This window comes from Sphingomonas sp. UBA978 (assembly GCF_002292295.1).
Lineage (GTDB): Bacteria > Pseudomonadota > Alphaproteobacteria > Sphingomonadales > Sphingomonadaceae > Sphingomonas.
On the sequence record NZ_DBBS01000016.1, the window covers coordinates 153,523 to 175,169 of the forward strand.

Here is a 21,647-nt window from a genome sequence, read left to right on the forward strand (position 1 = left end):
AGGGGAGGCCATCACCGCCCGCCCAGCATCAGCGCCGCGGTCGCCTTGGCGCTGCCCACCACGCCCGGAATCCCCGCGCCCGGATGCGTGCCCGCACCGACGAAATACAGGTTTGGGATCGCATCGTCGCGGTTGTGGACGCGGAAATAGGCGCTCTGCGTCAGCACCGGCTCGAGGCTGAACGCGCTGCCCAGATGCGCCTTCAGGTCGGTGGCGAAATCGTTCGGCGCATAGCTGAACTTGGTGACGATCCGCTCGTGGATGTCGGGGATCAGCCGCCGGCCGACCTCGTCGAGGATGCGCTTTTCGAGGATCGGGCCGACCTCGTTCCAGTCGACCGGGAACTTGCCCATGTGCGGCACCGGCGCCAGCGCATAGAAGGTCGAATGCCCCTCGGGCGCCATCGACGGATCGGTGACGGTCGGGTGGTGGAGGTAGAGCGAGAAATCCTCCGACAGCACGCCATGGTCGTAGATGTCCTCGAGCAGCCCCTTATAGCGCGGGCCGAACAGGATCATGTGGTGCGGGATGCCGGGCCAGGTGCCCTTGATTCCGAAATGAACGACGAACAGCGACGGCGAATAGCTCTTGCGCTCCAGCCGCGCCTTCGTCCGCTGCGCGCTGCGCGAGGTCGACAGCAGGTCGCGATAGGTGTGCATGATGTCGCTGTTCGCCGCGACCGCATCCGCCTCGCCGCTCCAGCCGCTCTCACAGCGGATGCCGGTCACCCGGTCGCCCAGCGTCTCGATCGCGGTGACCGGATCGCCGAGGCGCAGCGTGCCGCCGATCCGCTGGAACTGCGCGACCAGCCCGGCGACCAGCCGGTTGGTGCCGCCCTTGGCGAACCAGACGCCGCCGTCGCGCTCCAGCTTGTGGATCAGCGCATAGATCGCGCTGGTCGTCATCGGATTGCCGCCGACCAGCAGGGTGTGGAAGCTGAGCGCCTCGCGCAGCTTCTCGTTCTGCACATATTTGGACACGATCGAATAGACCGACCGCCACGCCTGGTATTTCGCCAGCGCCGGCGCCGCCTTTATCATCGACGCGAAGTCGAGGAAGGCGACATGGCCGAGCTTCTCATAGCCCTCGCGATACACGCCCTCGGCATATTCGAGGAACTTGTGATAGCCCGCGATGTCGGCCGGGTTGAGCTTGCCGATCTCGCGCTGCAGCAGCGGTTCGTCGTTGGTATAGTCGAAATTGGTGCCGTCGGGCCAGTTGAGCCGGTAGAAGGGCGTCACCGGCTGCAGCGTCACGTCCTCGGCCATGTCGCGCCCGGTCAGCGACCACAATTCCTGCAGGCAGGCGGGATCGGTGATGACGGTGGGACCGGCGTCGAAGGTGAAGCCGTCGCGCTCCCAGTAATAGGCGCGGCCACCCGGTTTATCGCGCGATTCGACGATGGTGGTCTGCACCCCTGCCGATTGCAGCCGGATCGCCAGCGCCAATCCGCCGAATCCCGCACCGATGACGATCGCCGACTTCATATTCGTTTCCATCCCTGTCGGTGGCTCAGCGCCACGCCGTCGTCCGCAACACCCTGATCGCGCTGGCCACCGGCACCGGTGGCTTGCCCGTCAGGATGCGCGCCTTGTCCTTGAGGCTCGACCGCCCGGCATAGAAGCGGGTGATGAGCATCGGGTCCAGCCGGTAGAAGCGCTCGATGATGCGCCAACGTTCCGCCGGATCGCCGGCGCGGAACATCATCGCGTTGAGCATGCGGTAAAAGGCGCCACGCCGCCACGCCGCCCGCGCATGGCCATAGGTGAATCGCGCCAGCGCCGCACCCGACAGATCCGCCTCGCCCGCGAGCCCGATCGCCAGCCGCACCGCGTCGGGCAGCGAATAGCCGGTCGCCGGCTGGAACAGCCCGGCGCGCATCCCCGCCTTGGCGACGTTGGCGCCGGTCGAGCGCCAATAGGCCTCGAAATCGCCCCCCAAGGTGATCGGCAGCACGCCCGCCTCGCCGCGCACAACCGCCTCGACCTGCCAGCCCCGGCTGCGCGCATAATCGGCGATCCGCCCGCCGATCGCGGTGCCGTCCAGCCCCGGCGTGTCGCTGTAATAGGTGTCCTCGACGAACATCCGGGTCTCGGCGAAGGGCAGGCAATAGACGAAGCGATAGCCGTCGATCTGCGCGACGGTCGCGTCCATCACCCGCGGCCCGGTCTCGCCATGCGGCTGCGCCAGCGCCAGCTCCTGCCCGACGAACTTCTGCCAGCCGAGGTCGAGCACCGACAGGTCGCCCGGCCCGCGGCAGTCGATCACCCCCTTCGCCTCGATCCGGTCGCCGTCGGCGAGCACCACCGCGGTCGCCGACGCCGCCAGCACCTTGCGGCCCGTCATCACCGCCTGCGCCGGCAGCGCCGCGCGCACGACCGCGTCGAACCGTTCGCTGGTCAGCGAATAATAGGTCGCGTCGATCTGCCGCGTCAGGTTCGGAAAGGCGACGTCGTAGCCGCGCCACGCATGCACCACCAGCGGCGACACCAGCCAGCGGTCGGCCGCGTCGACGTCGCTGCCGAAGAACGACCAGACGTGATCGCCGCCCAGCGTCGCCCCGCCCTCGACGATCCGCACGTCGAGATCGGGGCGCTTCGCCCGCAGCGCGAGCGCGATCAGGCCGCCCGCCAGCCCGCCGCCGACGATCGCCACGTCGCAAGGGATCGTCCTACCCATCCTGGTCGCGCCTAGCCCAAAGCGCTCCGTGCGAGAACCGGGTTTCGCATGCCCGCCGCACGACTTAGACATGGAGCCATGACCGTGCCGATCCTCCGCACCGACCGCCTGATCCTGCGCGGCCACGCGCCCGGGGACCTCGACGAGCTGACCGCGATGTGGGGCGACCCGGCGGTCTATGCGATGATCGGCGGCGTGCCCCGGTCGCGCGAGGACGTGTGGCTGCGCCTGCTCCGCTCGGTCGGCCAGTGGCAGCTGTTCGGCTATGGCAGCTGGGTGCTGCGCAATGCCGACGGCGTGCTGGTCGGCGAGGCGGGGCTGCTCGAATCGCGCCGGGCGATCGATCCGCCGCTGGCCTGGCCGGAGATGGGCTGGGCGCTCGCCCCGGCGGCGCACGGCAAGGGCTATGCGGCCGAGGCGCTCGCCGCGATCCTCGCCTGGGCGACGGGGCAGGGGATCGCCCGCACCACCTGCATCATCGATCCGGGCAACGCGCCCTCGCGGCGGCTGGCGGCGCGGCTCGGCTATGTCGAGGTGCGCGAGGCGCGCTATCGCGATCATCCGACGCTGGTGTTCGAACGCTGACCCGCCGGGCAGCGTGTATCCCCGCGCGCCGAACTCGGCTAAGCCCGCGCCATGCTGATCGCGATCACCCTGTCCGCACTGGCGATGACGCTGATCGTCGGCGTGCGCTATCTGATCGTCTCAGGCGCGTTCGCCGCGGCGACGCGGGTGCGCCATCCCGGCCTCTACACCGGGCTCGACGCGCAGATGCGGCGCGAGGTGGCGTGGAGCCTCGCCTCGGCGGCGATCTACGGCATCCCCGCCGGCGTGCTCGCCTGGGGGTGGAAGGCGCACGGCTGGACGCGGATCTACGAGGACGTCCACGCCTTCCCGCTCTGGTATCTGCCGGTGTCGGTTGGCATCTACCTGTTTCTCCATGACACCTGGTTCTACTGGACGCATCGCTGGATGCACCGGCCGGCGGTGTTCCGCGCGGCGCATGCCGTCCATCACGCCAGCCGCCCGCCGACCGCCTGGGCCGCGATGGCCTTCCACCCGCTGGAGGCGGTGACCGGGGCTGTGGCAATTCCGCTACTGGTGCTGGCAATTCCGATCCACGTCGGCGCTCTGGGCTTCGTGCTGGCGGTCATGACCGTTATGGGCGTAACCAATCACATGGGTTGGGAGGTTTTCCCGAGGTTCATGTGGCGGGGGCCATTGGGGGGATGGCTTATCACCGCCAGTCATCACCAACGCCACCATGAACAATATGGATGCAATTATGGGCTCTACTTCCGTTTCTGGGATCGTTTGTGCGGCACCGATCGCGGCATCGGCGACTTCGCACGCACGCACGCCCGGGCGGCGGCACGCCATGGCGTTGCGGATGACCGCGCTGCTGCCGGCGGCGGCGCTGGTCCTCGGCGCGGCGCCGATCGCGCGGCTTGACGTCGGCGTCGACCATATGCGCTCGGCCAGGGGGATGCTGCGCGTCTGCCTGACCGCGGACCCGGACAATTTCCCCGCCTGCGTCGACGATGCCGATGCCGTCACCCGCTCGGTCCCGGCCGGCGCGCATGCGATGCGCTTCGACGGCCTGCCGCTCGGCAATTATGCGGTCGCGGTGATCCACGACGAGAACGGCAACGCCAAGCTCGACACCTTCGCCGGCATCCCCAAGGAAGGCTTCGGCTTCTCGCGCAATCCCGCGATCCGCTTCGGCCCGCCGCGCTTCGCCGCCGCCCGCTTCGCGGTGACCAGTGATGCAAATCAGCAACAGATCACGATGCGTTACATCTTCTGACACAATCGGTCGGATAATAACGGACCTGACCGCGTTACGGCCTCGTAACAGGTTTGGAGCCTCTCCTTTGTCCGTCAAGATTGTCCTGCCGCTCGCGCTCGCGGCCGCCGTTTCTCTCGTTTCGCCCGCGCTCGCGCAGGACGTCCCGCCCGGCACCGGGTCGGTGGCGAGCACCGCGGCGGAATTCGACCTCGACCGCGATTCGGTCACCATCGGCGCCGCCGGCGTCTACCTCACCGATTACGAAGGCTCGAACGACTATCGCTGGACGCCGGCCCCCGCCGCGATCGGCTCGATCAAGGGCTTCGGCTTCACGCTCGCCGGCAACCGCCTGAGCGTCGATCTGATCCCCAACCGGCCGGGAACGACCTGGGACCTGCAGGCAGGCCCGATCGGCGTCGTCAACTTCAACCGCAACAGCCTCAAGAACATCGACGATCCCCGCGTTCGTGCGCTCGGCAAGGTCGATACCGCGATCGAACTCGGCGGCTATGTCGGCATCGGCAAGACCGGCGTCATCACCAGCCCGTACGACAAATTGTCGGTGACGGTCAGCTATCGCCATGACGTCAGCAACGCGCACGACAGCGGCATCTGGCAGCCGAGCGTCAACTATATCACCCCGCTCAGCACCAAGGCGGCGGTGGCGCTGTTCGGTACGGCCGAGCGTGCCGGCCGCGGCTATGCGACCACCTATTTCTCGGTGTCGCCGACGCAGACGATCGCCAGCGGCCTGCCGACCTACAATGCGCGCGGCGGCTGGAAGAACTATACGCTCGGCGGCCTCGCCACCTATTCGCTGACCGGCAATCTGCTGAAGGGGTTCAAGGTCGTCGCCGGCGGCACCTATCGCCGCATGCTCAACGACTTCGCCGACAGCCCGCTGGTCGGCATCGCCGGGTCGAAGAACCAGTGGCTCGGCGCGGTCGGGCTCGCCTACACCTTCTGACCGACGACGGGGCGGGGGCGGATCGACGCGCCCTCCGCCCGGTCGTCCCCGGTCACGTCACCCGCTGAGCTTGCCCGCCGCCACCACCGGCCCGGTCGGTGCCCCGGTCGGCGAGCCGCCGGCCGGCTCGATCGAGATCGCCAGCACCGCATCCGCCCCGATCACGCCGCGCAGCGCGGCGGGTACGGTCAGTTCGGCCCGCGTCGCATCCGCGACCACGCCCAGCGAGCGCGGCGCCTCGGTCCCGCGGATCACCCACAATTCGGCCGATCGCCCGGCCGGCACGTCGACCGCGCCGGCGATCCGCACTGTCCCGCGCGCGGGATCGTAGGCGGCCGCGACCGGTGTGCCCGCGCCGGTCGGCGCCATCGCCGCGATCAGCGGGGCCGGTCCGGCGACCGGCACGGGGATGCGCACCGGTGCCGGCGCCGGCCGCAGCGCCAGCATCGCCGTCACCGCCAGCAACAGGCACGCCGCGATGCTCGCCGCCAGCGCCAGCATCCGCCAGCCTCGCTGGTTGTCGTTCGCTGCCGCCGGGTCGCCCGCCACGCCATGATTCTGCGACCGGTCGATCGACGCCTCGATCCGCGCCGCCATCCCGGCGGGGGCATCCACCGCCGGCCAGTCCGCGAACAGCGCCGCCAGCCAGTCGCGCCACCGCTCGACCGCCGCGGCGAACATGGGCTCGTGCACCAGCCGCCGCAGCGCGACGGCGAGCTCGTCGCCCTCCAGCACGCCCAGCGCCAGTTCGGCCGCCATCATGTCGGGATCGGGCATATCGGGATCGGGCATGGCGGGGTCTTCAGGCGCCGGCATCGAGGCACCCCCGCAACGCCAGCAGGCCGCGCCGCACCCAGGATTTCATCGTCCCCAGCGGCACCGCCTGCCGCTCGGCCAGTTCGGCATAGGTCAGCCCGCCGAAAAACGCGCTGCGGATCGCGCCGCGCTGGCGGCTTTCGATCCCCTCCAGGCATTCGTGCAGCCGCGCCTGCGCTTCCTCGGCGAGCAATGCGTCATCCTGCCGCGGCGCGCCGTCGGCGATCGTGTCTGCCTCGTCCAGGGGGGCCGCCCGCCCGCGACCCTGTCGCCGGCGCCAGTCGATCGCGCGGTTGCGCGCGATCGTCGCCAGCCAGGAAATCGGGCTCGCGCGTCCCGGCTGATAGCCGTCCGCCCGGTTCCAGATCGTCAGATACACGTCGTGCAACACGTCCTCGGCACCTTGCCTGTCGACGCAGATACGCAGGCAGATCCCGAAAAGCTTCGCCGACGTCATCGCATAGACGTCGCGGAAGGCGTCGCGATCGTGCCGGCCGGTGCGGATCAACGCCTCGACCAATGCCGCACGGGCCATGTCGAGACGGGGCTGATCGGGGTGCTGCACGGTTGAAAGACTAGCCGCAGTTCTGCCGGGTCGCAATATATCGTCCGGTCGACGCCGATATTTGTTGCGTTGCAACGCGTTGAGATCAAGGTTTTTCTTTTTGTTGCTGGCATCCTTTCCCGCATCCGGAACGTAGCTGCCGGAGGTTTCCCGTGGATCGTCTCGTCAGCGTGGCGGAACGACGTCGGTGCGGCCGACAAGGTGAGGGAGGTTGCTGACCATGACCCAGACGGATCAGATCATCGAGGCGTTCGACGCCCGGGCGAGGCGGCGCGAAGAACGCCGCGGTTTCTTTACGAACGTGATGGGCATGGCGGCGGTGGCCACTGCCGGTGCCGCGGCGATGTCGCTGGCCAGCGAAGCGCAGGCGCAGACGACCGGCCCGTCGGAGGTCGACGTCCTCAACTTCGCGCTCAACCTCGAATATCTCGAGGCGCAATTCTACAGCTACGCCTCGACCGGACAGGGGCTGCCCAACAACCTGCTCACCGGCGGCGTCGGCACGCAGGGTGCGGTCGTCACCGGCACCGGCACCGGATCGGCACGCCGGGTCAATTTTACCGACCCCGCGATCGCCGCCTATGCGCGTGAGATCACGCAGGACGAGATCGCGCACGTCACTTTCCTGCGCGCCGCGATCCGCGGCACCGGCACCAGTGACGCGCTGATCGCCGCGCAGCCGACGATCAACATCTCGGGCGCCGCCGGCGGTGCCTTCGCGGCCGCGGCGGCCAGCACGACGCCGGCGCTGACCGGCTTCGATCCCTATGCGGACGACAACAGCTTCCTGCAGGCGGCCTTCATCTTCGAGGACGTCGGCGTCACCGCCTACAAGGGCGCGGCCGGCGCGCTCATCAACAACAAGACCTATCTGGAGGCGGCCGCCGGCATCCTCGCGGTCGAGGCCTATCACGCCGCGATCGTCCGCACCGCGCTCTATGCGCGCGGGCTGACCGTACCGGCGCTGCGCACCAATCCCGATGCGATCTCGAACCTGCGCGATTCGGTCGACGGCACCACCGATCTCGATCAGGGCATCTCGCCGACGACCGTGTCGGGCCAGACCGTGTCGAACATCGTGCCGCTCGATACCAACGGGCTCGCCTTCAGCCGCACCCCGGCGCAGGTGCTCAACATCGTCTATCTCAATCCCCGATCGGTGACCGCGGGCGGGTTCTTCCCCAACGGCATCAACAACGGCAACACTGCGATCCGCTCCAGCGGCGCGAACTGAGGGGAGCGCGATCATGACCCACGAGACATCGATCCTCGAGATCATCGAAAAGACCACCGCCCGCCGCCACGCGCGCCGAGCCTTCATGAAGACCGCGGTCGGTGGCGTCGCCGCCGTCGGCGGCCTGTCGCTGCTCGCCGCCTGCGGTGACGACGACGCCATGTCGACGCCCTTCCCGACGCCGACGCCCACGCCGGCGGTCAGCACCGACGTGGCCGTGCTCAACTTCGCGCTCAACCTCGAATATCTCGAGGCGCAATTCTACAGCTATGCCGCCTTCGGCACCGGCCTGCCGGCCGCGTCGCTGACCGGGACGGGCACGCAGGGGTCGGTGGTGACCGGGTCGGGCGCTGGCTTCCCGCGCGCGGTCGACTTCACCGGCGATCCGCTGATCGGCCAATATGCGCGCGAGATCGCCTATGACGAGATCGCGCACGTCAACTTCCTGCGGACCGCGCTCGGCAGTGCGGCGGTGGCGCAGCCGGCGATCAACATCTCCGGCACCGTGGACGGCGCCTTCTCGGCGGCGGCGCGGGCGGCGGGGGTGATCTCGGGCGCGACGGCGACGTTCGATCCCTATCTCAACCCGACCAACTTCCTGCTCGGCGCCTACATCTTCGAGGACGTCGGCGTCACCGCCTACAAGGGCGCATCGCCGGTCATCTCGGCGATGTATCTCGAGGCGGCGGCGGGGATTCTTGCGGCGGAGGCCTATCACGCCGGTCTGGTCCGCACGATCCTCTACGCCCGGGGGGTCACCAACCGCGACCTCATCACCCAGGCGCAGCAGATCTCGAACCTGCGCGACGCCGCCGACGGCACCGCGACGGGGACGCTGGCGGGCGGCACCACGCCGACCGCGGGCAGCGCCTCGCCGGACGGCACCACCGCCAGCACCGGCGATACCGACCAGGGGATCGGCGGCACCAACATCGGCGTCCTCGCGACCGGCGTGTCGAACATCGTCCCAACCGACGTGAATGGCCTCACCTACAGCCGCACCACACAACAGGTGCACAATATCGTGTACCTCAACGCCACCGGCGCCAACCGCACCAGCGGCGGCTTTTTCCCGGCCGGCACCAACAATCCGAACCCGGCCTTTACCGTCGGTCTCGGCTGATCCTCCCCGCCTTCGGCGCGCCACCCTCCTGGCGCGCCGATGATCGATCCTCCTTCGATGCCCTTACGGGCGTCGGGGGAGGATTTTTCATTGGCGGTTCCTCCGCTTGGTCCGTCCGATCGGCCGATTCCGGCGCGGTCGGGGTTGACGCACCGGGCGGGATGCGGAACGGCAGGGCTATCCTGGGCGGCGCGCAAACCGCCCGCGCGATGGGGAGAACCCGAGTAATGACCGCCCGTACCGATATCGACAGCGCCATCCTGACCGCGGCGCTCGACGCCCGCGTCGCGCGTCGCGAACAGCGTCGCGACTTCTTCAAGACCGCGATCGGCGCGATGGCGGTCACCGCCGCCGGGGCGTCCGCGCTGACGCTGGCCGATCAGGCGCGGGCGCAGACGGCGACCCCCACGCCGACCCCGACCCCGGTCTATACCGATCCGGACATCCTCAATTTCGCGCTCAATCTCGAATATCTCGAAGCGCAATATTACGCCTATGCCACCACCGGCGCCGGCCTGCCTGCCAACCTGCTGACCGGCACGGGGACGGCCGGCGCGGTGCGTGGCGGGGCGCAGGTGCCGTTCAGTGATCCGGTAATCGCGCGCTACGCCCGCGAGATCGCCGCCGACGAACTCGCCCACGTCACCTATCTGCGCAATGCGCTCGGCAGCACGGTCGCGGTCGCGCAACCGGTGATCGATATTTCGGTCGGGCCGAACAGCGCCTTTTCCGCCGCTGCGGTCGCCGCCAAGCTCATCAGCGCCGGCCAGACCTTCAACCCCTATCTCAACGACGAGACGTTCCTGCTCGGCGCGTTCATCTTCGAGGACGTCGGCGTCACCGCCTACAAGGGCGCGGCGCCGTTGCTGACCAGGACTTATATCGAGGCGGCGGCCGGTATCCTGGCGGTCGAGGCCTATCATGCCGCAACGATCCGCACCGAATTGTACCGCAAGGGCATCGTGACGGGATCGACGCTGATCGCGCAGGTCCAGTCGATCTCCGACGCGCGCGACAGCCTCGACGGCGGGACCGAGATCGACCAGGGCATCACGCCGGGCACCAGCGCCGCGCCGGGCCAGGTGACGCCTACCCCGACGCCGACCGCGACCGCGACCGCGACGCCGACGCCCACACCGACCCCAACGCCCACCGCGACCGCAACGCCGACGCCGACCTTCGCGGTGTCGAACATCATGCCGACCGACGCGAACGGCATCGCCTACAGCCGCAGCCCCAACCAGGTGCTCAACATCGTCTATCTGAACGCCGCGGCGACGAGTGCGGGCGGATTCTTCCCGTCCGGCCTCAACGGCACGATCAAGGCGGCCACCGTCTCCTGATCCGGCGCCGATCCGCCAGCTGCGTCCTTCAAAGCATTCAGGGGATTGAACCCGATGACCGACCTTCCGACCGACACCGTCCTCGACGCGATCGCCGCCCGCCGTGCCGAACGCCGTAACTTCCTGCGCTATGCCGGTGGTGCCGCCGCCTCGGCCGGCGGCCTCGCGCTGCTCGCCGCCTGCGGCAGCGACGGCGACGACCCGACGCCGACGCCGACGCCCAGTTCGACGGCGACGTCGGTCGCCGCGGATGCCGACATCCTCAACTTCGCGCTCAACCTCGAATATCTCGAGGCGCAGTTCTACAGCTGGGCAGCGTTCGGCCAGCCGCTGTCCGCAGGGCTGACCAGCGGCGTCGGCACCGTCGGTACGGTCACCGGCGGCGCGGCGGTGCCCTTCTCCGACCCGATCGTCGCGCAATATGCGCGCGAGATTGCGCTCGACGAGGTGCAGCACGTCACCTTCCTCAAGACCGTCCTTGGCGGCTCGGCGGTGGCGATGCCCGCGATCAACATCGCCGGCGACGCGACCGGCGCCTTCACCGCGGCGGCGCGCGCCGCCAACGTTGTGGGGTCGAGCGACGTGTTCAATCCCTATGCCAACGACATCAACTTCCTGCTTGGCGCCTATCTGTTCGAGGACGTCGGCGTCTCCGCCTACAAGGGCGCCTCGCCACTGATCGGCAACAAGACCTTCATCGAGGCGGCGGCCGGCATCCTCGCTACCGAAAGCTATCACGCCGGGCTGATCCGCTCGGTGCTGTACCGCAAGGGAATCGATGCCCCGTCGATCTTCACCAACGCCCGCCTGATCTCGGACGCGCGTGACAGCCTCGATGGCGGCAGCGACGTCGACCAGGGCATCGGCGACGCGACCACCGCCAACATCGTTCCCACCGATACGAACGGGCTCGCCTACAGCCGGTCGACGGGGCAGGTGCTCAACATCGTCTACCTCAACAAGGCCGCGGTCGCCGCGGGCGGGTTCTTCCCCTCCGGCATCGCCGGCAACATCCGCACCTCCGCCGCCAGCGGTTGAGCGATGAAGGGCCGCCCCACCGGGCGGCCCTTTTTCATTGGCGTGCAGGCGCCAAGCGCGTACAACCCCCGCATCCCCGGGGGAGCGTTATCGCACGCTTGAGAGGAAGGCCGCAGCCTTCGACCCGCTGAACCTGATCCGGTTGACACCGGCGGAGGGAGGGAGCGGTCGCCACCCGTGATCCGTCCTCGCTCCGATACTGGAGAGACGACACATGGCCGACGTTCCTGCCCGTACCGAAATCGGCGTCACCACCGGTCCCATTCGCGGATCGAAAAAGGTCCATGTCGGCCCACTCGGCGTCGCGATGCGCGAGATCCATCTCGACCCGTCGTCGGGCGAACCCCCGTTGCGCGTTTACGACCCCTCGGGCCCCTATACCGATCCCGATGCCCGCATCGACATCATGGCGGGCCTGCCGCAGCTACGCCGGCAGTGGATCGAGGCGCGGGGCGACGTCGAGGCCTATGACGGCCGCGAGTTGCGCCCCGAAGACAATGGCCAGCTCGGCCCGGACCGGTCGGGCGGCGTGCCGCAATTCCCCAACACCGTCCGCCGCCCGCTGCGCGCCAGGGCGGGCATGAACCTCAGCCAGATGCATTATGCCCGCCGCGGCATCATCACGCCCGAGATGGAATATGTCGCGACCCGCGAAAATCTGGGGCGCGAGATGCTGAAGGATTACAAGCGCGACGGCGAAAGCTTCGGCGCGTCGATCCCCGATTACGTCACGCCCGAATTCGTTCGCGACGAAGTGGCGCGCGGTCGTGCGATCATCCCCAACAACGTCAACCATCCCGAATCCGAACCGATGGCGATCGGCCGCAACTTCCTCGTCAAGATCAACGCCAACATCGGCAATTCCGCGGTTGCCAGTAACGTCGCGGCAGAGGTGGACAAGCTCGTCTGGTCGATCCGCTGGGGCGCGGACACGGTCATGGACCTCTCTACCGGGCGCAACATCCACGACACGCGCGAATGGATCATCCGCAACAGCCCCGTGCCGATCGGCACCGTCCCCATCTATCAGGCGCTCGAAAAGGTCGGCGGCATCGCCGAGGATCTGACGTGGGAGATCTTCCGTGACACGCTGATCGAACAGGCCGAACAGGGCGTCGACTATTTCACGATCCACGCCGGCGTCCGCCTACCCTACATCCCGATGACGGCGAAACGCGTTACCGGCATCGTGTCGCGGGGCGGCAGCATCATGGCAAAATGGTGCCTCGCGCATCACAAGGAATCGTTCCTCTACGAGCGCTTCGACGAGATCACCGAGATCATGAAGGCCTATGACATCGCCTACAGCCTCGGCGATGGCCTGCGCCCGGGATCGATCGCCGATGCGAACGACGAGGCGCAGTTCAGCGAGCTCTATACGCTCGGCGAGCTGACCCATCGCGCCTGGGCGCAGGACGTGCAGGTCATGATCGAAGGGCCCGGCCATGTGCCGATGCACAAGATCAAGCAGAACATGGAAAAGCAGCTCGAAGTGTGCGGCGAGGCACCCTTCTACACGCTCGGGCCGCTCACCACCGACATCGCGCCGGGTTATGACCATATCACCAGCGGCATCGGCGCCGCGATGATCGGCTGGTACGGCACCGCGATGCTGTGTTACGTCACGCCCAAGGAGCATCTCGGCCTGCCGGACCGCGACGACGTCAAGGTCGGCGTCGTCACCTACAAGCTCGCCGCCCATGCCGCCGACCTCGCCAAGGGCCACCCCGCCGCGCAGATGCGCGACGACGCGCTGTCCCGCGCCCGCTTCGACTTCCGCTGGCGCGACCAGTTCAACCTGAGCCTCGATCCCGACACGGCCGAATCCTACCATGACCAGACTCTGCCGGCAGAAGGCGCCAAGACCGCGCATTTCTGTTCGATGTGCGGCCCCAAATTCTGCTCGATGAAGATCACGCAGGAAGTCCGCGACTTTGCCGCGAAGCAGAACGCCCCGGCGGACACGTTCCTCGCGGCGGACGAAGCGGACGCGGACCGCGCGCTGTTCGCGAACGGCAAGGGCTCGGTGGCGGACGCCGAAGCCGGCATGGCGCAGATGAGCGAGCGGTTCCGCGAGAAGGGGAGCGAGGTTTACCTGCCCGCGGCGGAGTGACGCATTGCGGCCCCGTCGTAAAGACGGGGCCGCTCTGGAAATCAATCGTCTATTATGGGCATTCCGGCAGGCTGAGCAGATTGTTAGGCTGCTCCCCGTCGCTCTGTGTCTTGAGATATTTATTGCCCGACACGCTGCGCGCTACAATTACCTGAACGGTACTGCCATGGCAGCATGCCGGAAAGGTGTTCAGAAGCCCGACAAATACCAAGGGGCGCTACTCTCGCATGTATGACCGCCCCGGCCGCGCCCATATAGAACGTGGTATCAGCCCCGCACGTCGACGCCCTTCCAGAACGCCACCCGCCCGGTAATCTCCCGCGCCGCGTCCTTCGGTGTCGGATAATACCACGCCGCGTCGCGGTTCTCCGCGTCGTCCACCGCCAGCGTGTAATAATGCGCGGTCCCTTTCCACGGGCAGACGCTGGTCGTCGCGCTGTCCCGCAGCACCGCCGCATCCACCGCAGCGAGGGGGAAATAGGCATTGCCCTCCACCGTCACGATGTCGTCGCTCGCAGCGATACGCGTACCGTTCCACCAGGCTTCGGTCATGTCCGTCTCTCCTTGTCTCTGCGGGTTTAACCCCCGGCATGGCGCGAAGGATGCGGGTCACGGCGCCGGCGGCAGCGCCCAGTCGATCGGTGGCGCGCCATGCGCGATCAGGAAGGCATTCGTCTGTGAGAAGGGGCGGCTGCCGAACCAGCCCTTGTACGCCGACAGCGGCGAGGGGTGGGGGGCGCTGAGGACCAGATGCGCGCCACCCTGATCGATGCCGCGCACGAACGCCGCCTTGGCCTGGGCGTGCGCACCCCATAGCAGGAACACGACCGGTTCCGGCCTCGCGGCGACAGCGCGGATGATCGCGTCGGTGAAGGCCTCCCAGCCGCGCCCGCGATGCGACGCCGCCTCGCCGCCCTCGACGCTCATCACCGTGTTGAGCAAGAGCACGCCCTGTCGCGCCCAATGTTCCAGACATCCGTGCCCGACCGGGGCAATGCCGAGGTCGGCATGCAATTCCTTGTAGATGTTGGCGAGGCTCGGCGGCACCTTCACACCCGGGCGGACCGAGAAGCTGAGGCCATGCGCCTGCCCGGGGCCGTGATAGGGATCCTGTCCGAGGATCACGACGCGCACCGCGTCGAGCGGCGTCAGTTCCAGCGCGCGGAAGCGATCCTCGGCCGGGGGGTAGATCGCCTTGCCCGCCCCGGCCTCGGCGTCGAGGAAGGCATTCAGCGCCGGCAGCCGCGCCAGCGCCTCGGCCAGCGGCGTCTCCCAGCTCGGATCGATCCTCGGCCGCATTCAGCGCTTGCGCACGAATTCGGCGCGCAGGACCAGTCCCTTGATCCCGTCGAACTTGCAGTCGATCTCCTGCGCATCGCCGGTCAGGCGGATGCTCTTGATGAGCGTGCCGCGCTTCAGCGTCTGCCCGGCGCCCTTGACGGTCAGGTCCTTGATGAGCGTCACCTGATCGCCATCGGCCAATATGTTGCCGACGGCATCGCGCACCTCGACCCCCGTCCCGGCAGACGCGGCCGCCGCAGCAGCGTCCGCCGCGCTGATCCACTCGCCGCTCGCCTCGTCGTACACGAAGCTGTCGTCATCCTGCATCGCAATCCCCCTTTCGAAAGGGGCGCCCTACAGCGAAATCTCGCCCTCGTCTTCTCCATCCCAGTAATGCAGGCGGGCGGCGCGGACGTGGATCATGACGAGGCCGGGGGTGTCGGTGCCGCGTTCGAACCAGCGGTCGAGATCCGGCGACCAATGTTCCTCGAATGCCGCCGTGTCGCGGACCAGATCGCCATGGCCCTCGACCGCGACGAAGAACGGGCGCATCCCCAGCAGGCCGCTCTTGCCGAGGAAGCTGAGGCTGACCTGCGGATCGCGGGTGATGTCGGCGACGGTGCGCGTGTCGTCCATCGTGAAATAATAGCTGTCGCCATCGTAATCGACCTGCTGGTTGTTGCTCATCGGCCGCGCCGCGATCGCGCCGCCGTCGGTATGGGTGGAGAGCATCGCGAAATCGATGTCGCGCATCGCCTTCGACAGGTCGGCCAGGGTTTTCGTCACGCATCCGCTCCTTGTGGTTGCAGGTATGAACGCGCCGGATCGCTCAGCCGATCCCGTCCCATAGCAGCTTCGCGCCGAGCAGCACCATCAGCAGATAGACGAGGACGTAGAAGCGCGCCGGGCGCATCCGGCGGATCAGCCAGACGCCCGCCAGCGTGCTGAGGATCGCCAGCGGCAGCAGCGCCGCGGATACGGTCAGCGTCGCACGGTCGAACGCACCGAGCGCCAGATAGGCTGGCACCTTCGCCCAGTTAACGATGGCGAACAGGATCGCACCGGTGCCGACGAAGCGTTCGTGCGGCAGCTTGCGCGGCGCCACCCACATCTGGAACGGCGGCCCGCCGGCATGGGCAATCTGGCTGGCGAAGCCCATGCCGATCCCGAACAGGCTGCCGACCCAGCCCGGCGAGCGCGAGGCGGCGACCGCGCGCCCGCCGCGTTCGATCCACAGCCGCCACGCGCCGAAACCCGCGGTGATCGCGCCCAGCATCGCCATCACTGCCTGCGCCGGCAGCACCTCCGCGAACGTCCAGCCGCCGAGGATGCCGAGCAGCGCACCCGGGAGCATCCAGCCAATCACCCAGCCGTCCCACGTCCGCCGGAACGCCCAGACGCTCACCGCATCCTGCACGACGAGGATGGGGAGCAGGATCGCGGCGGCTTGTACCGGTGCGACCGCCAGCGCGAGCAGCGGCGTTCCGAGCGCGCCCAGTCCGGACAGCCCGCCCTTGGCGAGGCCGACGAGGATCACCGCCGTCGCGGCGACGATCAGGAACAGCGGGTCGTGGAGCATGATCGCCGCGCTAGCCGCTCGCCGTGCCGGCGTCACCTCATGCGACCGCCGTCGTCAGAACAGCCCCGGCACCTCGCGCTGCGCGGTCGACATCTCGCCGGACGGGGTCAGCGCGACGCGGGTCACCGGCGCCGACAGCGCCCGCGCCTCCGCACTGGCAGACGCGCCGATCCGCGTGCAGCTCTTGCCCTGCAGGAAATCGAGCGCGGAACGCGTCGACGCCTCGCGCGGATCGCCCATCGGATAGGCGAGGTCGTCCGCCGCGCGGCAGCTCGCCTCCACCGTATTCGCCAGCCCGTCATAATAGGCCCCCTGGCGCGCCGCATTCTGCAACGCGAAGGCGATCACCCGCAAACGGTCGTCGCACGCCGCCCGGTCGAGTGCGATCTGGCCGACCGGCTTGCCATAGGTGTTGGTGCCGATCAGCGCCGCATTGGCGTGAAGGTAGGGGATGAAGGCGTTGATGACGAACTCGCTCGCCGAGGCGGTGCCGCCGGTGCCGATAAAGGCGACCCGGGTCGGAGCGACCGATTGCGGCTGCGGCGCGAAGAAGGTCGTCGAATTTTCCGCCGATTTCTCGCTGCGGAAGGTGGTGTAGCTCATCACCTCCGACGTGTTGCGATTGGCACCCAACAGGTTGCTCATCAGCTCGGCGGTGCGGACCAGCCCGCCGCCGTTGTAGCGCAGGTCGACGATGATGTTGGTGATCCCCTGCGCCCGGAACTGCGCGAAGGCGGAGCGCAGTGCGGGATCGGCGGTATCGATGAAGGTGCGCAGGTTGACATAGCCATAGCGCTGGCCGCCGTCGGCAATGACCTGCACGCCATAGCGGCTGGACACCGGCGTCAGCGTGAAGTCGGTCTTGGCGACCGAGACGGTGCGCGTGCCGGCGGCGTCGCGGATCTGGAAGCTGCGGGTCGTCCCCGTCGTGTCCGGCCCGAGCGCATCGGCCAGCGCGTTGCCGCCGGCGTTGTACAGGCTGCCGACCGTCCGCAGGTTGCTCGCCGAGGTGCCGATCGCCAGGATTTCCGCCCCGCGATCGATTCCCGCCGCCAGCGCCGGTGCGCCCTCGAACGCCTCCGTCACGTACAGCCGCGTGTTGCTGTCGAGGCCGAGCCGCCAGCCGAAGCCGGCGCTGGAGCCCGAGGTGTAATAGGCCGTCTCTTCCTTGATCGACGTCAGATAGGTGAAATAGCGATCCTTGCGCTGCGCCCGGGCGGTCGCGGTCAGCGCGTCGAGAAAGGTGTCGACGCTGCCGTACGGCGTCGGGTCGAGGCTGGTGGGCAGGGTATCGGGGAACAGATACCATTCGCGCATCTGCGCCGCGACCCAGTCCTGCCGCTCCCTGAGCGTGCAGCCGGCGGCGACGGTCGGGGTCGGCGTACCTGTGGTCGGCGATCCGCCGGTTGCGGTGGCGCCCGACGATCCACCACCACCACCACCGCCGCACCCCGCCAGCAGGGCAGTCACCGCAAGAAACGCCACCGAACGCCGTACCGCCACCGATTCTCTCCCGCACCCCGGAGCGGTGAACCTATGCCCGCTCCGGCCGGACGGCAATCACCTCGGGTCGAACGCCAGCACTAATGTGGATCATCTGTTTTTTCAGCAACTTGCGGGAGCCGCCGCTCGTTCGACAGATTCACGTTCCAACATCATCGGAGACAGATCATGGGCTTGTTCAGCAAGGATATCGCGACGTTCCAAGACCTGTATGTCCATCAACTCGAAGACCTTTATTATGCCGAGCAGCAGATCACCAAGGCGCTGCCCAAGATGATCGACAAGGCCACCGACGTTCAGCTGCGCCAGGGGTTCGAACAGCATCTGCGCGAGACGGAAGGCCAGATCGAGCGCCTGCGCCGCGTGTTCGAGATCGAGGGCATGCAGCCCAAGGGCGTCACCTGCCCGGCGATCGACGGCATCATCAAGGAAGCGAACGAGGTCGCCGGCGAGGTGAGCGACAAGGCGGTGCTCGATGCGGCACTGACCGCGGCGGCGCAGGCGGTCGAGCATTATGAGATCGCCCGTTACGGCACGCTCATCACCTGGGCGAAGCAGCTTGGCAAGACCGAGTGCGCCGCGATCCTGCAGCAGACGCTCGACGAGGAAAAGGCGACCAACGACAAGCTGACGCAGCTCGCCACCGGTGGGATCAACGCACAGGCGGAACTGGCCACGGCCTGATCATTTCGCGCACCCGGCGGTTTGTCGCCGCCGGGTGCAACGCGGTCAGGGCACCAGCACCGTATCGACCGCCTCGGCCAGCGTCTCCGGGTAATCCAGCGTATAGTGCAGCCCGCGGCTTTCGTGCCGGTGCAGCGCGGACCGCACGATCAGTTCGGCGGTCTGGAGCAGGTTGCGCAGCTCGATCAGGTCGGGCGTGACGCGGAAATGGCCGTAATAGTCCGCGACTTCGCCGGTCAGCATTTGGATACGGTGTTGCGCGCGCTCCAGCCGCTTCGTCGTGCGGACGATGCCGACGTAATTCCACATGAAGCGGCGGATCTCGGTCCAGTTCTGCTTGATGACGACCTCTTCGTCCGAATCGGTGACGCGGCTCTCGTCCCATGGGCGGATGACCGGCACCGGCGGCAGCGTGTCCCAATGCGCCGCGATATGATCCGCGCACGCCTCGCCGAAGACGAAGCATTCGAGCAGCGAGTTGGAGGCGAGGCGGTTGGCGCCGTGCAGCCCGCTTTCGGTGCATTCGCCGGCGGCATAGAGGCCGGGCAGGTCGGTGCGGCCGTCGCGGTCGATCACCACGCCGCCACAGGTGTAATGTTGCGCCGGCACGACCGGGATCGGCTGCGTCGTCATGTCGATGCCGAGGCCGAGCAGTTTGTCGTGGATGTTGGGGAAATGGCCCTTCACGAAGTCGGCGGGCATATGGCTGATGTCGAGATGGACGTAATCGAGACCGTAGCGCTTGATCTCGGCATCGATCGCGCGCGCCACCACGTCGCGCGGCGCCAGCTCCATCCGCTCGGCGTCATAGTCCGACATGAACCGCCTGCCGGTCGCCGGGTTGACGAGCCGGCCGCCCTCGCCGCGCACCGCCTCGGTGATGAGGAAGTTCTTGACCTCGAGATTGTAAAGGCAGGTCGGGTGGAACTGCATCATCTCCATGTTGGAGACGCGCGCACCCGCCCGCCACGCCATCGCGATGCCGTCGCCGGTCGCGCCGCGCGGGGCGGTGGAGAAGAGGTAGGTGCGACCCGCGCCGCCGGTGGCGAGGATGGTGGCCCGCGCGGTGTAGAGATTGACGCGGCCGGTGTTGCGATCGACCGCATAGACTCCCCAGACGTTGCCTGCGCCCGAATAGCGCTGCTCATGGCGGCTGGTGGCGAGGTCGATCGCGACCTGATCGGGGACCAAAGTGATGTTGGGATGCGCCTCCGCGGCGCGTTGCAGCGCCTCCTGCACCGCCCAGCCGGTCGCGTCGGCGACATGGACGATGCGGCGGTGCGAATGGCCGCCCTCGCGGGTGAGGTGGAGCGCTCCCTTGCCGTCGGTGCCCTCGGTGGCGAAGGGGACGCCGAGCTGCGTCAGCCGCTCGATCGCGGCGGGGGCGTTCTCGACCACGAATTCGACGATATCGCGGTCGTTGAGGCCCGCGCCGGCGACCATCGTATCCTCGACATGGTTGTCGAACGTGTCGCCCGGTTCGAGGACGGCGGCGATTCCCCCCTGCGCCCAGGCGGTCGACCCTTCGTTGAGCGCGCCCTTGGCGAGCACGGTGACGCGGAAACGGTCGGCGAGGTTGAGCGCCGCGGTCAGGCCGGCCGCACCCGAGCCGACGATGAGGACGTCGGTGTTGCTCATCGGCGCCCTCCCGTCCGGGAGGCGTCAGACATTGGACGCGCGCGTCAGGCTGAGGAACACGTCTTCCAGATCAGGTTCCTTCGTCGTCACGTCGACGATCCCGAAGCCGTCGTGCTGCACCGCCGCCAGCACCTCGCCCGCGTTGACGCGGTCCTTGGCATAGGTGATCTCGAGCGTGCGGGCGCCCTTGAGAACGATCCTGCCGAAGCAGGCGTTGCTGGGCAGCGTCGCGACGTCGCGGTCAACGGTCACCGCGACGACCTTTTCCTGCGCCTTGCCGACCAGTTCGCGGGTCGGTTCGTTGGCGATCAGGCGGCCGTGGTTGATGATCGCGATCCGGTCGCACAATTCCTCGGCTTCCTCGAGGTAATGCGTGGTCAGCACGACCGTGACGCCGGCGCGGTTGAGGTCGCGGACATAGGCCCAGAGCTGCTGGCGCAATTCGATGTCGACGCCCGCGGTCGGTTCGTCGAGCACCAGCACCGGCGGCGAATGGACCATCGCCTTGGCCACCATCAGCCGCCGCTTCATGCCGCCCGACAGCGTGCGGGCATAAGCGTTGGCCTTGTCTTCGAGATGCACCGCGCGCAGCAGTTCGAGGCTGCGGCGTTCGGCCTTGGGCACGCCGTACAGCCCGGCCTGGATGTTGAGCGTCTCGATCGGGGTGAAGAAGGGATCGAACAGGATTTCCTGATTGACGATGCCGATCGACGCCTTGGCGTTGCGCGGATGCGCGTCGATGTCGAATCCCCAGATCTCGGCCTGTCCCTCGGTCTTGTTGACCAGCCCGGCGAGGATGTTGATGAGCGTCGACTTGCCGGCGCCGTTCGGGCCGAGCAGGCCGAAGATCTGGCCGCGCGGCACGTCGAAACTGACCCCGTCGAGCGCGCGCTTGCCGCCCTGATAGGTTTTGCAGAGGTTCTGGATGCGGATCGCGGCCTCGGTCATGGTCGCGGAATACGCCGATCTTTCCCGGGCGCAACACAATCCTCCCCCGATATCGCCCCCGCGCCGGGAAGGATTGAAGCGGGTGCCGGGCCTTGCTATCCGCAGCCGCATGATCCCGCCGCCCGAAACCGTCCGCGTATCCCAGCGTCGCGTCGCCTGCGACGGCGCCACCGACATTCCCGGCGGTGCCGCGCTCGGCCATCCGCGGGTGTTCCTGCAGATCGACGAGGAAGGCTATGTCGACTGCGGCTATTGCGACCGCCGCTTCGTGCTGATCGGCGGGCCGGCCGACGGCGTCGATCCATCCATGCTGCCCGATCATCCGGATGGCGCGAGCGTTTAACGCG

Annotated in this window: 24 protein-coding genes and 1 riboswitch; of the genes, 11 read left to right on the forward strand and 13 right to left on the reverse strand. The window is 67.9% G+C overall.

Annotated features, from left to right (window positions below; genetic code table 11):
• Positions 1-11 precede the first annotated feature (11 nt).
• A complete protein-coding gene (locus tag B2515_RS09585; protein WP_293875980.1) occupies positions 12-1,487 on the reverse strand; it encodes a phytoene desaturase in 1,476 nt (491 codons plus the stop codon).
• Between the two features lie 25 nt (positions 1,488-1,512).
• Complete coding sequence (crtY, locus tag B2515_RS09590) at positions 1,513-2,679, reverse strand: lycopene beta-cyclase CrtY (RefSeq protein WP_293875981.1); 1,167 nt, start codon at positions 2,677-2,679, stop codon at positions 1,513-1,515.
• A gap of 78 nt (positions 2,680-2,757) precedes the next feature.
• Here crtY and B2515_RS09595 point away from each other — a divergent pair, with 78 nt between their 5' ends.
• The 4 genes from B2515_RS09595 (at position 2,758) to B2515_RS09610 (ending at position 5,435) form a co-directional block, all read left to right on the forward strand.
• The gene (locus B2515_RS09595; RefSeq protein ID WP_293875982.1) at positions 2,758-3,264 is read left to right on the forward strand and encodes a GNAT family N-acetyltransferase; all 507 of its coding nucleotides are present in this window, start codon (positions 2,758-2,760) and stop codon (positions 3,262-3,264) included.
• Positions 3,265-3,315: 51 nt separating this feature from the next.
• Positions 3,316-4,131 (forward strand): sterol desaturase family protein, encoded by an 816-nt coding sequence (locus B2515_RS09600; protein ID WP_293875983.1) that lies wholly within the window; start codon positions 3,316-3,318, stop codon positions 4,129-4,131.
• Entirely contained in the window at positions 4,070-4,486 is a 417-nt protein-coding gene (locus B2515_RS09605) for a DUF2141 domain-containing protein (RefSeq protein WP_293875984.1), read from the forward strand. Before B2515_RS09600 ends, B2515_RS09605 begins: the two co-directional genes overlap by 62 nt.
• A gap of 67 nt (positions 4,487-4,553) precedes the next feature.
• Entirely contained in the window at positions 4,554-5,435 is an 882-nt protein-coding gene (locus B2515_RS09610) for a MipA/OmpV family protein (protein WP_293875985.1), read from the forward strand.
• A gap of 57 nt (positions 5,436-5,492) precedes the next feature.
• On the opposite strand, the gene B2515_RS09615 is transcribed toward B2515_RS09610, so the two are convergent.
• Both B2515_RS09615 and B2515_RS09620 read right to left on the reverse strand, forming a co-directional pair.
• Positions 5,493-6,227: an anti-sigma factor gene (locus B2515_RS09615; RefSeq protein ID WP_293875986.1), complete on the reverse strand. Its 735-nt coding sequence runs from the start codon at positions 6,225-6,227 to the stop codon at positions 5,493-5,495.
• 10 nt (positions 6,228-6,237) lie between these two features.
• Positions 6,238-6,786, reverse strand: coding sequence for a sigma-70 family RNA polymerase sigma factor (locus B2515_RS09620; RefSeq protein WP_293876040.1), 549 nt, complete (start codon positions 6,784-6,786; stop codon positions 6,238-6,240).
• 250 nt (positions 6,787-7,036) lie between these two features.
• On the opposite strand from B2515_RS09620, the gene B2515_RS09625 reads away from it, so the two are divergent.
• The 5 genes from B2515_RS09625 to thiC all read left to right on the forward strand — a co-directional run bounded on the left by B2515_RS09625 (position 7,037) and on the right by thiC (position 13,667).
• Positions 7,037-8,050, forward strand: coding sequence for a ferritin-like domain-containing protein (locus B2515_RS09625; protein ID WP_293875987.1), 1,014 nt, complete (start codon positions 7,037-7,039; stop codon positions 8,048-8,050).
• A gap of 13 nt (positions 8,051-8,063) precedes the next feature.
• The gene (locus B2515_RS09630) at positions 8,064-9,173 is read left to right on the forward strand and encodes a ferritin-like domain-containing protein (RefSeq protein WP_293875988.1); all 1,110 of its coding nucleotides are present in this window, start codon (positions 8,064-8,066) and stop codon (positions 9,171-9,173) included.
• Between the two features lie 227 nt (positions 9,174-9,400).
• A complete protein-coding gene (locus tag B2515_RS09635; RefSeq protein ID WP_293875989.1) occupies positions 9,401-10,516 on the forward strand; it encodes a ferritin-like domain-containing protein in 1,116 nt (371 codons plus the stop codon).
• 54 nt (positions 10,517-10,570) lie between these two features.
• A complete protein-coding gene (locus B2515_RS09640; RefSeq protein ID WP_293875990.1) occupies positions 10,571-11,554 on the forward strand; it encodes a ferritin-like domain-containing protein in 984 nt (327 codons plus the stop codon).
• A gap of 73 nt (positions 11,555-11,627) precedes the next feature.
• A riboswitch (TPP riboswitch) is annotated at positions 11,628-11,718 on the forward strand.
• A gap of 50 nt (positions 11,719-11,768) precedes the next feature.
• Positions 11,769-13,667, forward strand: coding sequence for a phosphomethylpyrimidine synthase ThiC (gene thiC / locus B2515_RS09645; protein ID WP_293875991.1), 1,899 nt, complete (start codon positions 11,769-11,771; stop codon positions 13,665-13,667).
• Positions 13,668-13,719: 52 nt separating this feature from the next.
• Here thiC and B2515_RS09650 read toward each other — a convergent pair whose 3' ends face one another.
• Genes B2515_RS09650 through B2515_RS09680 form a run of 7 tightly spaced genes read right to left on the reverse strand, consistent with a single transcriptional unit; the run spans position 13,720 to position 17,844 of the window.
• Positions 13,720-13,878 carry a DUF3892 domain-containing protein gene (locus tag B2515_RS09650; protein ID WP_293875992.1) on the reverse strand — a complete coding sequence of 53 codons (159 nt, stop codon included), beginning with the start codon at positions 13,876-13,878 and terminating at the stop codon, positions 13,720-13,722.
• Positions 13,879-13,934: 56 nt separating this feature from the next.
• Positions 13,935-14,219: a DUF427 domain-containing protein gene (locus B2515_RS09655; protein WP_293875993.1), complete on the reverse strand. Its 285-nt coding sequence runs from the start codon at positions 14,217-14,219 to the stop codon at positions 13,935-13,937.
• A gap of 57 nt (positions 14,220-14,276) precedes the next feature.
• Positions 14,277-14,966, reverse strand: coding sequence for a uracil-DNA glycosylase (gene ung, locus B2515_RS09660; protein ID WP_293875994.1), 690 nt, complete (start codon positions 14,964-14,966; stop codon positions 14,277-14,279).
• Positions 14,967-15,275: an alkylphosphonate utilization protein gene (locus tag B2515_RS09665; RefSeq protein WP_293875995.1), complete on the reverse strand. Its 309-nt coding sequence runs from the start codon at positions 15,273-15,275 to the stop codon at positions 14,967-14,969. It abuts the gene before it with no gap.
• A 27-nt stretch (positions 15,276-15,302) separates the two neighbouring features.
• Positions 15,303-15,734, reverse strand: coding sequence for a pyridoxamine 5'-phosphate oxidase family protein (locus B2515_RS09670; protein WP_293875996.1), 432 nt, complete (start codon positions 15,732-15,734; stop codon positions 15,303-15,305).
• 43 nt (positions 15,735-15,777) lie between these two features.
• Positions 15,778-16,527, reverse strand: coding sequence for a sulfite exporter TauE/SafE family protein (locus B2515_RS09675; RefSeq protein ID WP_293875997.1), 750 nt, complete (start codon positions 16,525-16,527; stop codon positions 15,778-15,780).
• Positions 16,528-16,581: 54 nt separating this feature from the next.
• Positions 16,582-17,844, reverse strand: coding sequence for a S41 family peptidase (locus B2515_RS09680; RefSeq protein WP_414711382.1), 1,263 nt, complete (start codon positions 17,842-17,844; stop codon positions 16,582-16,584).
• Between the two features lie 354 nt (positions 17,845-18,198).
• Between B2515_RS09680 and B2515_RS09685 the strand changes: the two genes are divergently transcribed.
• The gene (locus B2515_RS09685; RefSeq protein ID WP_293875999.1) at positions 18,199-18,714 is read left to right on the forward strand and encodes a ferritin-like domain-containing protein; all 516 of its coding nucleotides are present in this window, start codon (positions 18,199-18,201) and stop codon (positions 18,712-18,714) included.
• A 45-nt stretch (positions 18,715-18,759) separates the two neighbouring features.
• On the opposite strand, the gene nadB is transcribed toward B2515_RS09685, so the two are convergent.
• Together nadB and B2515_RS09695 are read right to left on the reverse strand one after the other, a co-directional pair.
• Positions 18,760-20,352: an L-aspartate oxidase gene (gene nadB / locus B2515_RS09690; RefSeq protein WP_293876000.1), complete on the reverse strand. Its 1,593-nt coding sequence runs from the start codon at positions 20,350-20,352 to the stop codon at positions 18,760-18,762.
• 24 nt (positions 20,353-20,376) lie between these two features.
• Positions 20,377-21,300 carry an ABC transporter ATP-binding protein gene (locus tag B2515_RS09695; RefSeq protein ID WP_293876001.1) on the reverse strand — a complete coding sequence of 308 codons (924 nt, stop codon included), beginning with the start codon at positions 21,298-21,300 and terminating at the stop codon, positions 20,377-20,379.
• 109 nt (positions 21,301-21,409) lie between these two features.
• On the opposite strand from B2515_RS09695, the gene B2515_RS09700 reads away from it, so the two are divergent.
• Complete coding sequence (locus B2515_RS09700) at positions 21,410-21,643, forward strand: zinc-finger domain-containing protein (protein ID WP_293876002.1); 234 nt, start codon at positions 21,410-21,412, stop codon at positions 21,641-21,643.
• Positions 21,644-21,647: the final 4 nt, after the last annotated feature.

What these genes read in the sequence shown, in the direction of transcription:
- B2515_RS09695 (WP_293876001.1), bottom strand. Translation starts at nt 21,300, where the DNA reads ATGACCGAGGCCGCGATCCGCATCCAGAACCTCTGCAAAACCTATCAG.
- ung (WP_293875994.1), bottom strand. Translation starts at nt 14,966, where the DNA reads ATGCGGCCGAGGATCGATCCGAGCTGGGAGACGCCGCTGGCCGAGGCG.
- nadB (WP_293876000.1), bottom strand. Translation starts at nt 20,352, where the DNA reads ATGAGCAACACCGACGTCCTCATCGTCGGCTCGGGTGCGGCCGGCCTG.
- B2515_RS09675 (WP_293875997.1), bottom strand. Translation starts at nt 16,527, where the DNA reads ATGCTCCACGACCCGCTGTTCCTGATCGTCGCCGCGACGGCGGTGATC.
- B2515_RS09595 (WP_293875982.1), top strand. Translation starts at nt 2,758, where the DNA reads ATGACCGTGCCGATCCTCCGCACCGACCGCCTGATCCTGCGCGGCCAC.
- B2515_RS09600 (WP_293875983.1), top strand. Translation starts at nt 3,316, where the DNA reads ATGCTGATCGCGATCACCCTGTCCGCACTGGCGATGACGCTGATCGTC.
- thiC (WP_293875991.1), top strand. Translation starts at nt 11,769, where the DNA reads ATGGCCGACGTTCCTGCCCGTACCGAAATCGGCGTCACCACCGGTCCC.
- crtY (WP_293875981.1), bottom strand. Translation starts at nt 2,679, where the DNA reads ATGGGTAGGACGATCCCTTGCGACGTGGCGATCGTCGGCGGCGGGCTG.
- B2515_RS09620 (WP_293876040.1), bottom strand. Translation starts at nt 6,786, where the DNA reads ATGGCCCGTGCGGCATTGGTCGAGGCGTTGATCCGCACCGGCCGGCAC.
- B2515_RS09605 (WP_293875984.1), top strand. Translation starts at nt 4,070, where the DNA reads ATGACCGCGCTGCTGCCGGCGGCGGCGCTGGTCCTCGGCGCGGCGCCG.
- B2515_RS09585 (WP_293875980.1), bottom strand. Translation starts at nt 1,487, where the DNA reads ATGAAGTCGGCGATCGTCATCGGTGCGGGATTCGGCGGATTGGCGCTG.
- B2515_RS09685 (WP_293875999.1), top strand. Translation starts at nt 18,199, where the DNA reads ATGGGCTTGTTCAGCAAGGATATCGCGACGTTCCAAGACCTGTATGTC.
- B2515_RS09700 (WP_293876002.1), top strand. Translation starts at nt 21,410, where the DNA reads ATGATCCCGCCGCCCGAAACCGTCCGCGTATCCCAGCGTCGCGTCGCC.
- B2515_RS09665 (WP_293875995.1), bottom strand. Translation starts at nt 15,275, where the DNA reads ATGCAGGATGACGACAGCTTCGTGTACGACGAGGCGAGCGGCGAGTGG.
- B2515_RS09635 (WP_293875989.1), top strand. Translation starts at nt 9,401, where the DNA reads ATGACCGCCCGTACCGATATCGACAGCGCCATCCTGACCGCGGCGCTC.
- B2515_RS09630 (WP_293875988.1), top strand. Translation starts at nt 8,064, where the DNA reads ATGACCCACGAGACATCGATCCTCGAGATCATCGAAAAGACCACCGCC.
- B2515_RS09625 (WP_293875987.1), top strand. Translation starts at nt 7,037, where the DNA reads ATGACCCAGACGGATCAGATCATCGAGGCGTTCGACGCCCGGGCGAGG.
- B2515_RS09615 (WP_293875986.1), bottom strand. Translation starts at nt 6,227, where the DNA reads ATGCCCGATCCCGATATGCCCGATCCCGACATGATGGCGGCCGAACTG.
- B2515_RS09640 (WP_293875990.1), top strand. Translation starts at nt 10,571, where the DNA reads ATGACCGACCTTCCGACCGACACCGTCCTCGACGCGATCGCCGCCCGC.
- B2515_RS09655 (WP_293875993.1), bottom strand. Translation starts at nt 14,219, where the DNA reads ATGACCGAAGCCTGGTGGAACGGTACGCGTATCGCTGCGAGCGACGAC.
- B2515_RS09680 (WP_414711382.1), bottom strand. Translation starts at nt 17,844, where the DNA reads ATGCGCGAATGGTATCTGTTCCCCGATACCCTGCCCACCAGCCTCGAC.